The organism is Mesorhizobium sp. M0292 (assembly GCF_040321695.1).
GTDB lineage: Bacteria > Pseudomonadota > Alphaproteobacteria > Rhizobiales > Rhizobiaceae > Mesorhizobium.
In genome coordinates, this window is sequence record NZ_JAMYSB010000031.1 from 52,776 (window position 1) to 65,176 (window position 12,401).

10 protein-coding genes are annotated in these 12,401 nt (G+C 64.0%); 7 read left to right on the forward strand and 3 right to left on the reverse strand.

Annotation, left to right across the window (positions count from 1 at the left end; translation table 11 throughout):
- Positions 1–79: 79 nt before the first annotated feature.
- Complete coding sequence (locus NKI96_RS29535; protein ID WP_352807475.1) at positions 80–823, reverse strand: L,D-transpeptidase; 744 nt, start codon at positions 821–823, stop codon at positions 80–82.
- A 209-nt stretch (positions 824–1,032) separates the two neighbouring features.
- Between NKI96_RS29535 and NKI96_RS29540 the strand changes: the two genes are divergently transcribed.
- A complete protein-coding gene (locus NKI96_RS29540) occupies positions 1,033–1,671 on the forward strand; it encodes a DNA-3-methyladenine glycosylase I (RefSeq protein ID WP_023686832.1) in 639 nt (212 codons plus the stop codon).
- A gap of 126 nt (positions 1,672–1,797) precedes the next feature.
- On the opposite strand, the gene NKI96_RS29545 is transcribed toward NKI96_RS29540, so the two are convergent.
- A complete protein-coding gene (locus NKI96_RS29545) occupies positions 1,798–2,040 on the reverse strand; it encodes a hypothetical protein (RefSeq protein WP_023681830.1) in 243 nt (80 codons plus the stop codon).
- Positions 2,041–2,243: 203 nt separating this feature from the next.
- On the opposite strand from NKI96_RS29545, the gene hisS reads away from it, so the two are divergent.
- The 5 genes from hisS (at position 2,244) to NKI96_RS29570 (ending at position 8,936) form a co-directional block, all read left to right on the forward strand.
- Entirely contained in the window at positions 2,244–3,746 is a 1,503-nt protein-coding gene (gene hisS / locus NKI96_RS29550; RefSeq protein ID WP_352807478.1) for a histidine--tRNA ligase, read from the forward strand.
- 178 nt (positions 3,747–3,924) lie between these two features.
- On the forward strand, positions 3,925–5,043 hold the full coding sequence (locus NKI96_RS29555; protein WP_352807481.1) for an ATP phosphoribosyltransferase regulatory subunit: 1,119 nt from the start codon (positions 3,925–3,927) through the stop codon (positions 5,041–5,043).
- A complete protein-coding gene (gene hisG, locus NKI96_RS29560) occupies positions 5,040–5,741 on the forward strand; it encodes an ATP phosphoribosyltransferase (RefSeq protein ID WP_023667716.1) in 702 nt (233 codons plus the stop codon). The genes NKI96_RS29555 and hisG overlap by 4 nt, the downstream gene beginning before the upstream one ends.
- Before the next feature lie 234 nt (positions 5,742–5,975).
- Positions 5,976–7,736, forward strand: a complete 1,761-nt coding sequence (locus NKI96_RS29565; RefSeq protein WP_352807484.1) for an AMP-binding protein — start codon at positions 5,976–5,978, stop codon at positions 7,734–7,736.
- 96 nt (positions 7,737–7,832) lie between these two features.
- Positions 7,833–8,936: a calcium:cation antiporter gene (locus NKI96_RS29570; protein ID WP_023701299.1), complete on the forward strand. Its 1,104-nt coding sequence runs from the start codon at positions 7,833–7,835 to the stop codon at positions 8,934–8,936.
- A gap of 107 nt (positions 8,937–9,043) precedes the next feature.
- Here NKI96_RS29570 and NKI96_RS29575 read toward each other — a convergent pair whose 3' ends face one another.
- Positions 9,044–9,952, reverse strand: coding sequence for a hydrogen peroxide-inducible genes activator (locus NKI96_RS29575; protein WP_023667719.1), 909 nt, complete (start codon positions 9,950–9,952; stop codon positions 9,044–9,046).
- A gap of 140 nt (positions 9,953–10,092) precedes the next feature.
- Between NKI96_RS29575 and katG the strand changes: the two genes are divergently transcribed.
- The gene (gene katG, locus NKI96_RS29580) at positions 10,093–12,288 is read left to right on the forward strand and encodes a catalase/peroxidase HPI (protein WP_023667720.1); all 2,196 of its coding nucleotides are present in this window, start codon (positions 10,093–10,095) and stop codon (positions 12,286–12,288) included.
- The last annotated feature ends 113 nt before the right edge of the window (positions 12,289–12,401 follow it).

Sequence of the window (12,401 nt, forward strand, 5' to 3'; positions counted from 1 at the left end):
TCCCCACACGGCCCGTCCCCCGCAAACTCTTCCCGATCCTGAAGGTCTAACCTTCTGGATCAGATGATTCGGTAGCCGATTATATCACGACCACGGTCGTTCCAACATTGACCCTCTCGTAAAGGTCAACCACGTCCTCGTTGCGCATGCGGATGCAGCCGGAAGACGCCGAGCCGCCGATGGTCCATGGCTGGTTGGTGCCGTGGATGCGGTATTCCGTCGTGCCGAGATAGAGCGCGCGGGCGCCAAGCGGGTTTTCCTCGCCGCCGGCCAGATAGGTCGGGAGGTAGCGGCCCTTGGCGGCCTCGCGCTTGATCATCTCCGCTGGCGGGCGCCAGTCCGGCCAGACGCGCTTGTTGGTGATCTTGTGCGTGCCAGACCATTCGAAGCCAGGCTTGCCTGTGCCGACGCCATAGCGCCGCGCCTTGCCGTTCTTCTCGACCAGGAACAGGAAGTTCTGCGTCGTATCGATCACGATCGTGCCCGGCTTCTGCGGGCCGTCATAGGCGACTTCCTGCGGCAGGTAGAGCGGATTGATCTGCGGCCGCATCACCACGCGCTTGGCCGGCGCCTGCACGGAAGCAGTGCGCACCCGATCGGGTCGCGCCGGCTGCGCATAGCGAAGTCGCGGCTGCTGGACCACCTGTCGGCTCTGCCGCACGATGCCGGGCGCCCGGCCAAGCTGCAGCACCCAGGGTGCGGAAAGGTCGGGGCTCACCATCACCGGCGGCCTGTCGGCATAGCGGTCGTTGGCGGCAGAGGAGGTGACGCCGGCGGCCAGAATGGCCACGGCGCCGAGCACGGAACGCAAAAAGATCTTCATCGGAACGCACCTTGATCGTCGAACGGACGGAGGCGGAACTTGCCCCCGGTTGCGCGATCCTTGGCGCGAAGCGGCAACCGAAACATGAATCGGAATGCGTAAAATGCCGCTTTGTCAGTAAACCTTTTGGTGTGGTTACCGCCGGGTTCAGGAATCTGGTAAAGCCGCGGTAAATGCAGCGCGAAAGCGCGTTAACGGATGGATTGGCCATGGCGCAAGACAACACCGGACTGCTTACCGGCTCCGACGGGATCACGCGCTGCTTCTGGCACGGCAATCTGCCGGACTATCTGCACTACCACGACCATGAATGGGGCCGGCCGGTCGCCGACGACCGCAGGCTGTTCGAAAAAATCTGCCTGGAAGGCTTTCAGTCCGGCCTGTCCTGGCTGACCATTCTGCGCAAGCGCGAGAATTTCCGCGAGGCCTTCGCCGGTTTCGACTTCGACAAGGTCGCTGCCTTCACCGACGAGGATGTCGAGCGCCTGGTCGCCAATGTCGGCATCATCCGCCACCGCGGCAAGATCGTCTCGACCATCAACAACGCCAAACGCGCGCGCGAAATGGTGGATGAATTCGGCTCGCTGGCCGCCTGGTTCTGGAAGTTCGAGCCGGGGTCGGAGGAGCGGCCGGAGATCGTCGACCTCGCCCACCTGCGGGCCAACCCGACGACAGCGGTCTCGATCAGGATTTCGAAGGAGTTGAAAAAGCGCGGCTGGAGCTTTGTCGGACCGACGACGGTCTATGCCTTCATGCAAGCGATGGGCCTGGTCAACGACCATCTCGAGGGGTGTGTTTGCCGGGAGCAGGTGGAGAAGGAACGCAAGGCCTTTAAGAGGCCGAAGTAGGGCGCTGTCCCCCTACCTCCCCCTTGTGGAGAGGTCGCGCCGAAGGCGCGGGTGGGGGTATCTTGGCGCCGCACCCCCACCCCGACGCTACGCGTCGACCCTCCCCACAAGGGGAGGGTAAGGAACTCACGTCCCGCTGGCGCCAGTCAGGAACAATCCCGCCACAATCGCCGCCAGTGCCGCAAAGGCCGGATAAATCACCAGCAATCCGGTCATCAGCGCCTCGCGCATGGTGGAACCCTTGCGCTCGTCGGCGGTGACCTCAAACGGACCGAGGCTCGCCGTCACCTGCGCACGGCTCTCGGCCGGCCGCAGCCGGACTTCATGCAAGCCGTCGTCTCTGATGTCGAACTTGTGTGCCGCAGTCATGGCCCCAACCCTTTGTTTCGGCGCGCTTATCGGCTCTGATTGTGTCGGCACGATGCCGCGCCGATGGCGGAATTGTTTCCTTTTGGTGCGTTTTGTTTCGGAGGAGAAGGAAAAAGCGCAAACCCTTGCCGCACAAAGCCGCTTCGGTTAGGACACGCCCACTCCAAACAAGTCATCGATTACTAAGCGAAAAGACCCATCCCATGGCCGACAAATCGGAAAAGACGAAAGCGCGGCTGCCGCGCGGCTTTGCCGACCGCAGTGCGGAAGACATCCGCGCCGTCGAGAAGATGATGGCGACGATCCGCTCGGTCTATGAGCTCTATGGTTTCGAGCCGGCCGACCAGCCGCTGATCGAATACACCGATGCGCTGGGCAAATTCCTGCCCGACCAGGACCGGCCTAATGAGGGCGTATTTTCTTTCCAGGACGATGACGAGCAGTGGCTGTCGTTGCGCTACGACCTGACCGCGCCGACGGCGCGTTATGTCGCCGAGAATTTTGAGCGACTGCCGAAGCCCTATCGCAGCTACCGCTCCGGCTGGGTGTTCCGCAACGAAAAGCCCGGCCCCGGCCGCTTCCGCCAGTTCATGCAGTTCGACGCTGACACCATCGGCACACCGGGCGTCGCGGCTGATGCTGAAATGGCGATGATGATGGCCGACGTGATGCAAGCGCTCGGCATCAAGCGCGGCGACTACGTCATCCGCGTCAACAATCGCAAGGTGCTCGATGGCGTGCTGGAAGCGATCGGCCTTGGCGGCGATGAGAATGCAGGGCGTCGGCTGACGGTGCTGCGCGCGATCGACAAGCTGGACAAGCTCGGACCGGAAGGCGTGAGACTGCTGCTTGGTCCGGGGCGCTGGGATGGCGGCAAGGAAGGCGAGGGTGACTTTGCCAAGGGTGCCGGACTGAATGAGGCGCAAGCCGAGGCCGTTCTTCTCGCGACAGCGAGGGAACAGGCCCGCCAGGATTCCAATGTCGATGCGAACGCGATCTATCAGGAAGGCGTTGGCGAGCTCTCCACGATTGAAGCCTTGGTCAGGGCGGCAGGGTACGGCGAAGATCGTATCGCCATGGACCGCTCCGTCGTGCGTGGCCTCGAATACTACACCGGCCCGGTTTTCGAGGCCGAGCTTCTGGCCGAAATCCCCAACGAAGACGGCCAGATCGTGCGCTTCGGTTCGGTCGGTGGTGGCGGCCGCTATGACGGGCTGGTCTCGCGCTTCCGTGGCGAGCCGGTGCCGGCGACCGGCTTTTCGATCGGCGTCTCCCGCCTGATGACGGCGCTGAAGAACCTCGGCAAGCTGGACACCACAGACGTGATCGCGCCGGTCGTCGTGCTGGTGATGGACAAGGATACCGAAAGCCTCGGCCGCTACCAGAAGATGGTGGCCGGCCTGCGCGCGGCCGGCATCCGCTCCGAAATGTATCTCGGCGGCGCCGGCATGAAGGCGCAGTTGAAATATGCCGACCGCCGCGGCAGCCCGGTTGCCATCATTCAGGGCGGCGACGAGCGCGCCAAGGGCGAGCTGCAGATCAAGGATCTGATCGAAGGCGCACGCATGTCGGCCGAGATCACCGACAACGCCGAATGGCGGGCCGCAAGGCCAGCGCAGGTGACCGTGGCGGAGAGCGAGCTGGTCGCCGAGGTGAAGAAGATTCTGGCGGCGCAGGCGGCCGACCGTGCGAAGGGTGGCGCTTGAACACCCCCCTCTGGCCTGCCGGCCATCTCCCCCTCAAGGGGGGAGATTGGATGTCATCGGCGCTTTCGCAAATCTTCATCGCTGCAGGAAACGATCCGACGCTAAAGCTGCCAATCTCCCGCCTTGAGGGGGAGATGGCCGGCAGGCCAGAGGGGGGTGCCTCGCACCCAACCAGCCGATGACTCGCTATCCCGCCATCGCATCCGAAATCACCAAGCTCTTCGCCACCCGCAACACCCATGCGGTTGAGGTCGCGGTGCTGCAGCCGGCCGACCCATTCCTCGATATGGCCGGCGAGGATCTGCGCCGCCGCATCTTTCTCACCGAAAGCGAGACCGGCAAGACGCTGTGTCTGCGGCCCGAATTCACCATCCCCGTCTGCCTCGACCACATCGCCTCGCAGGCCGGCACGCCGCGCCGCTATTCCTATCTCGGCGAAGTGTTCCGCCAGCGCCGCGAGGGCGGCAACGAGTTCTTTCAGGCCGGCATCGAGGATCTCGGCGACCGCGATACAGCCGAGGCCGATGCGCGTTCGCTGGCCGATGCGCACGCGCTGCTGCAGCTGGTGCTGCCGGCGCAACCTCTTGCGATCACGCTCGGCGACCAGACCATCTTCGAGGCGGTGCTGGCAGCACTCGGCTTGCCGCGCGGCTGGCGCATGCGGCTTGCGCGCGCCTTCGGCTCGGCGCCGATGCTGCAGGCAGCACTCGCCGATCTCGCCAACCCGCCGCGCAACGGTCAGCTTGACGGCGATGTCGCGGCCCTTGTGCTCGATGGCGATCTCGAAGCGCTTTCCGCCCACATCGCCGGCGGCATGGAAGGGGCCGGCCTGTCGGGCTCCGGCGGGCGCGCGCCGGCGGACATTGCCCGGCGGCTGATCGAAAAGGCCGAACTGCGCAGCGTGCGGTTGTCGAACGAAGCGTTTGCGGCGCTCAGGGATTTTCTCGCCATCGACGTGCCGCTCGACGGCGCGAGTGCTGCGCTCGAAAGTTTTGCGGCCTCTGCCGGGCTTTCGCTGGGCGCGGCGCTGGAAAAATTCGCCGCCCGCGCCAAAGCCATCGAGGCACATGGCCTGCCTGCAAAGACGATCCGCTACGACGCTGCCTTCGGCCGTCCGCTGGATTACTACACCGGCATCGTCTTCGAGATCGCAGCACTTGGTGGCGAGCGGCCGCTGGCCGGCGGCGGTCGCTACGACCGGCTGCTGACCCTGCTCGGCGCCAAGACGCCGATCCCCGGCGTCGGCTTCTCCGTCTGGCTCGACCGCATCGAAGCGCTGCGGGGAGAGCCGCAATGATCACGCTGGCGATCCCATCGAAAGGCCGGCTCAAGGAGCAGGCCTTGGAGGTACTGGCCAGGGCCGGGCTTGCCGTCAGCCTGCCCGGCGATGAGCGCCAGTACCGCGCCCGCATCGACAATGCCGAAGGTATCGAGGTGGCGTTTCTGTCGGCGTCCGAAATTGCCGGCGAGATCGGCCAAGGTTCGGTCGACCTCGGCATTACCGGCGAGGATCTGCTGCGCGAAAACCTCGCCGACTGGGAGGCGCGCGCCGAAATCGTCGCTCGCCTCGGCTTCGGCCACGCCGATGTCGTGGTCGCGGTGCCCGGCATCTGGCTCGACGTCGACACCATGGCCGATCTCGACGATGTCGCCGCCGATTTCCGCCAGCGCCACGGCAGGCGGCTGAGGATCGCAACCAAATACTGGCGGCTCACGCAGCAGTTCTTCTCGCAAAAGCACGGCATCCAGGTCTACCGCATCGTCGAAAGCCTCGGCGCCACCGAAGGCGCGCCGGCGGCAGGCCTTGCCGATGTCATCGTCGACATCACCACCACCGGCTCGACCCTGCGCGCCAACCATCTCAAGGTGCTGGCCGATGGGGTTGTGCTGAAGTCGCAGGCCTGCCTCGTGGCTGCCCGGAAAGATCGTGCTGCTGCGGATGAGGCGCTAGTGCGGGAAATAGCCGCGAAGATGAGCGCGCTCCCTCCCCCTTGAGGGGAGGGAGGACAGCCGCCAAAGGCGGATGGACGGGTGGGGTCGCTCCGGCAGTGCTCGACGCGAGACGACCCAAGCCGGGTCGACCGTGAGCAAGGAAGTCGAGCACTTCGCCGAGGGTCCCACCCGCCTCGCTTCGCGAGGCACCCTCCCCGCGAGGGGGAGGGGAACCGCCTCTACTTTCCACCATCCAATCAGGCTGATAGGCTCGCCATATCCCGGGAGGAAACGGCGATGGCGATCAATCTCGACGAGCTTAAGAACGCCACCAATCTGCGCGGGCGCGGCAGGGCTTTCATCGCTCCGCTCGACGGCCGGGCACATGTGTCGGGCGACCGTTCGGTGCCGCTGCTCGACAAGACGATCCCTCAGCTTTTCTCCGGCACGGTCGGCAAATACGCCACGCAGGATGCTGCCGTCTTCGTCGGCCAGGACAAGCGCTTCACCTGGAGCGAACTGTCGGACACGGTCGATACGCTCGCCGCCGGCTTCCTGGCGCTCGGCCTCGAAAAAGGCGACCGTGTCGGCATCTGGTCGCCCAACCGCTGGGAATGGCTGGTCACCCAATTCGCCACCGCTCGCATCGGCCTGATCCTGGTCAACATCAACCCGGCCTACCGGCTGACGGAGCTGGAATATGCCCTCAACAAGGTCGGCTGCAAGGCGCTGGTCACCGCCGCCAGTTTCAAGACCTCCGACTATCTCGGCATGATCGAGACGCTGGCGCCGGAGCTCGCCAAGGCCACCCCCGGCAAGCTCAAGGCGCAGAAATTGCCGACGCTGAAGATTGTCATCCGCATGGGCGATGACAACTCGCCCGGCATGTTCAATTTCGCCGATGTGCTGTCGATGGCCGGCCGCGACGAGCATGACAGCCTCGACCGCATCTCCGAAGGGCTGAAGCCGGGCGAAGCCATCAACATCCAGTTCACTTCGGGCACGACGGGCGCGCCCAAGGGCGCGACGCTGACCCACACCAACATCGTCAACAACGGCAATTTCGTCACCGCGGCAACCAAGCTCACCGTCGACGACCGGCTCTGCATCCCGGTGCCGCTCTACCACTGCTTCGGCATGTCGATGGGCACGATGGGCTGCGTCACCAAGGGCGCGACGATGGTCTTTCCGGGCGAGGGTTTTGACGCGGGCGCCACACTGAAAGCGGTGGCGCAGGAACGCTGCACCGGCCTCTACGGTGTTCCCACAATGTTCGTCGCCATGCTCGACCACACCGACTTCGCCGGCTTCGATCTCTCCAGCCTGCGCACCGGCATCATGGCGGGCTCGCCATGCCCGATCGAGGTGATGAAGAAGGTGGTGTCGCTGATGCATATGGAAGAGGTGACCATCGCCTATGGCATGACCGAGACCAGCCCGGTGTCGTTCCAGAGCAGCGTTGACGACCCGCTGGAAAAGCGCGTCTCCACGGTCGGCCGCATCCACCCGCATGTCGAGGTCAAGGCCATCGACGCCGATGGCGCCACCGTCGCAATCGGCACGCCCGGGGAGCTTTGCACACGCGGCTATTCCGTGATGAAGGGTTATTGGGACGACGCGGAAAAAACCCGCGAGGCGATCGACGCCGATGGCTGGATGCACACCGGCGACCTCGCCACCATAGATGCCGAGGGCTATTGCAACATTGTCGGCCGGGTCAAGGACATGGTTATCCGCGGCGGCGAAAACGTCTATCCCAGAGAGGTCGAGGAATTCCTCTACCGCCATCCCAAGGTCAAGGAGGTGCAGGTGTTCGGTATTCCCGACGCCAAATATGGCGAGGAGCTGTGCGCCTGGATCGTGCTGAAGCCCAACCAGATCGCCACCGAGCAGGAGATCAAGAATTTCTGCGCCGGCCAGATCGCCCACTACAAAATCCCCCGCTACATCCGCTTCCGCACCGAACTGCCGATGACGGTGACGGGAAAACCGCAGAAGTTTCTGATGCGCGAGGCGATGGTGGAGGAACTGGGGCTGGTGGTGCAGAAGACGGCTTGAGGGTTGAACGCCGGGGGACGGGACTGCCCGGCTTCGAAACGACACTGGGGTGCTCGACAGGCTTCCGCAAGGTTCGCCGAACGCATTGGGGCTTGAATGACTGGTTTCGCACGATCAGCGACTTCCTATGCGATGCCTTTGGCCGCGCTGGCACTGGCCGTTGCGGTCAGAGCCAGCGGGCTACCGGTGGACGAAGGTTCGCCGAGCGTCAGGATTCTCGTCGGAGCGCTCTCGAGTGCGATCATGTTCATCACTATTTTCGTGGTGCTCGATCACGCCGAGGCGGTGGCCCACCGTGTGGGGGAACCCTACGGCACATTGGTGCTGACTTTTGCCGTAACGGCAATCGAGGTGTCGATCATCGTTTCCATGATGCTGCATGGAGAGAACAACCCCACGCTTGCACGTGAGTCCGTCTTCTCGACGGTGATGATTGCCTCCACCGGCGTTGTGGGGACGTGTCTCACGTTTGGCGGCTGGCGTCATCGCAAGCAGGCAATTGTCCGGCAAGGGACAAGCGCATATCTGGCGGTTCTGGCCGCACTGACCGTCATGACGCTTATCCTGCCGACCTACACGCGGACCACCGATCCCGGCACATTTTCGGCAGCTCAGCTTGGCCTTGTGAGCGTACTTTCCGTGCTGCTCTATGCAAGTTTTGTGTTCGCGCAAACCGTCCGGCACCGGGACGACTTCATCGAAGGACTGGCACACGACCTTTCGGCGCGAACCGCCCCTCACAAAAGCATCTATTCCAGCGCTCTGCTCCTGGCAATCGGACTGATCGGAATTGTCATGCTCGCCGAGCAGGTTGCCGCAAGTGTTGAAAATGCGCTCGTTGCTTACCAGGTGACCCAGGCTGACAGCATTGTGGGGGCAATGATCGCGGGTCTGGTTTTGATGCCGGAAGCCATTTCGGCGGTTCGCGCTTCACTCAACAATGAGCTGCAGCGCGGCCTGAATGTCGCAATGGGTTCGGCTTGCGCCACGATTGGTTTGACGATACCTGCGGTCGCAGCAGCCAGCCTGCTTACGGGACGAGGGTTGACCCTGGGGCTCCCGGAAGCTGACGCAGTACTTTTGGTTTTAGCGCTTTTCATATGCGGCGTAAGCTTTAGCAACGAAAGGACGACCTTCCTGACCGGAATCGTCCATGCCGTTGTATTTTTTACGTATGTTTTTCTGGTATTTATCCCTTGAGGCTTTGGTGCGGTCTGGCGACCAGCCATCAATGCGGGTATTCGCGAACGCGCCTGATTTGAGTTTCTTTTCGGGGTTCCCAAGGCGACATCCAAGACCCAAACGACTCACACCCCCAGCACCGCCGCATCCAACCCCCGAATGATCTTCGCCAACTCGACGCATTCATCATGCCGCACCTTGTTGCGGCGCCAGGCGAGGCAGATCGTGCGTTGCGGCATTGGCTCCTGGAACGGCACGATCTTGAGGTCCGGCATGGCGCTGGCCGGCCTTGCCGCCATTTCGGGGATGAGCGTGACGCCGAGACCATGCGCCACCATCTGCAGCAGCGTCGTCAGGCTGGTGGCGCCGTAGCTTGCCATCGCTACGGGACGCACGCTGCCGCACAGGGCCAGCGCCTGTTCGCGCAGGCAGTGGCCTTCCTCCAAAAGCATCAACCGCTCCAGCGCCGGGCTTTCCGGCGGCACCGGTGGCGAGGCGAAGGCTGGATCTCCGGCTGGCACGGCGAGGAAGAAGCGGTCGGCGAACAGTTCCTCGGTGACCAGGCCCGGCTGCTCGAGCGGCAGCGCGGCGATGAAGGCGTCGAGCCGTCCGGTTGCCGTGTCCTCGACCAGTGATGCCGTCACTGCTTCGCGCAGTTCGAGCTGCAGGGACGGAAAATGCCGCTTCAGCTCCGGGAGCACATGCGGCAAAAGATACGGCGCCACGGTCGGGATGATGCCCAGCCGGAAGCGGCCTTCCATGGCCGGGCGGCCGCGCCGGGCCGTCGTCTCGACATCACTGATGTCGCGCAGGATGCGCTCGATGCGTGGCAGCAGCGCTTGCGCCTCTTCCGTCATCCGCACCGTCTTGCCGCCGCGCTCGAACAGCCGGCAGTTCAGCCTTTGCTCCATCTCGGCGATTTGCGCGGACAGCGCCGGCTGGCTGACGCCGGCGAGTTTTGCGGCGCGGCCGAAATGCAGCGTTTGCGCCAAAGCCTCGAAATATTGCATCTGCCGCACGGTCAAGCCAATCATAAGGAAAGCCTATCGCAACAAAAAGGAAAGGCAATTTGTTTTTATCGAAGAGACGGCTTAGTCTGGAACCATTCCAAAGTGGCGCGGCTCCCGGCCGGCCCGGAAAAAACAACACATAAATCAGCAATTCGGAGGCCAAGATGGACGCGATGACCGACGACAACAGCGCCGGCAAATGCCCGGTCGCGCATGGAACCTCCGCCAGGACCAACCGCGACTGGTGGCCGAACCAGCTCGACATCGGCGTTCTCCACCAGCAGTCGAGCCTTTCGGACCCGATGGGCGAAGCTTTCGACTACGCCGCGGAGTTCAAGACGCTCGACCTCGACGCGGTGATCGAGGATTTGCACAAGGTGATGACGGATTCGCAGGATTGGTGGCCGGCCGATTTCGGCCATTACGGGCCGCTGTTCATCCGCATGGCCTGGCACAGCGCCGGCACCTATCGCATCGGCGACGGCCGGGGTGGCGCCGGTGCGGGCCAGCAGCGTTTCGCGCCGCTGAACAGTTGGCCGGACAACGCCAATCTCGACAAGGCGCGCCGGCTGCTGTGGCCGGTCAAGCAGAAATACGGCCGCAAGATCTCCTGGGCCGACCTGTTGATTCTCACCGGCAACGTTGCGCTGGAATCGATGGGCTTCAAGACCTTTGGCTTTGCCGGTGGCCGCGCCGATGTCTGGGAGCCCGAGCAGGATGTCGACTGGGGTTCGGAAACCAAGTGGCTCGACGACAAGCGCTATTCCGGCGACCGTGAGTTGCACGGCCATCTCGGCGCGGTGCAGATGGGCCTGATCTACGTCAACCCGGAAGGGCCGAACGGCAAGCCGGATCCGCTGGCCTCGGCCCGCGACATCCGCGAGACCTTCGGACGCATGGCAATGAACGATGAGGAAACCGTGGCGCTGATCGCCGGCGGCCACACCTTCGGCAAGACCCATGGCGCCGGTGATGCAACACTGGTCGGCGCCGAGCCGGAAGGCGCGGGCATCGAGGCGCAGGGCCTCGGCTGGTCGAGCAAGCATGCCACCGGCATTGCCGGCGATGCGATCACGTCCGGCCTCGAAGTTACCTGGACGACGACGCCGACCAAGTGGAGCAACAACTTCTTCGACAATCTCTTCAACTTCGAATGGGAGCTGACCAAGAGCCCGGCCGGGGCCCATCAGTGGACGCCGAAGGGCGGCTCTGGCGCGGCTACGGTGCCGGACGCGCACAATCCCTCGAAGCGTCATGCGCCGGCAATGCTGACCACCGACCTCGCGCTGCGGGCCGACCCGGCCTATGAGAAGATCTCGCGCCGCTTCCACGAGCATCCGGAGCAGTTCGCCGATGCCTTCGCCCGTGCCTGGTACAAGCTCACCCATCGCGACATGGGGCCGGTCGTGCGGTATCTCGGCCCGCTGGTGCCGAAGGAAGAGCTGATCTGGCAGGATCCGGTTCCGGCCGTCGACCATGAGCTGGTCAGCGACCAGGATATCGCATTGCTGAAGGCCAAGATCCTGGCTTCGGACCTCAGCGTTTCGCAATTGGTCTCGACCGCCTGGGCCTCGGCCTCGACCTTCCGCAACTCCGACAAGCGCGGCGGCGCCAATGGCGCGCGCATTCGTCTGGCGCCGCAGAAGGACTGGGAGGTCAACCAGCCTGTCGAACTGGCCACCGTGCTGGCGAAGCTCGAAGCCATCCAGAACGAGTTCAACGCAGGCGGCAAGAAGGTCTCGCTGGCCGACCTCATCGTGCTCGGCGGCGTCGCCGCGGTCGAGAAAGCGGCGCAGGATGGCGGCAATGCGGTGAAGGTTCCCTTCACGCCCGGCCGCACCGACGCCTCGCAGGCGCAGACCGACGTCCATTCCTTTGCGGCGCTCGAGCCGAAAATTGACGGCTTCCGCAACTATGTCAGGGGCAAACCGCCGATGTCGGTCGAAGCCATGCTGGTCGACCGGGCGCAACTGCTCAACCTGACGGCGCCGGAGATGACGGTGCTGGTTGGTGGCCTGCGCGTGCTCGGCGCCAACACCGGCGGCTCGAAGCATGGTGTGTTGACCGACAGGCCGGGCACGCTGACGAACGACTTCTTCGTCAACCTGCTCTCGATGAGCACCATCTGGGATCCGGCCTCCGAGCCGGGCTCGCATGAGGTCTATGAAGCACGCGACCGCAAGACCAGGGCAGTCAGGTGGACCGCCACACGCGCCGACCTGATCTTCGGCTCGCATGCGCAGCTGCGCGCGCTGGCCGAGGTCTACGGGTCGGCGGATGCCGGGCAGAAATTCGTTGGCGATTTCGTCAAGGCGTGGACCAAGGTGATGAACGCCGACCGTTTCGACATCGCTGCCTGATACAACCTCCCAAACGAAGGGGGGGGGGGGGGGGGCGCCGTCGCCGCGTTTTGGGGGGGGGGCGGAGTCGTGGGTTGAGGAGTGTGGGGGGGTGGTGGGGGGGCGCCCCCGCG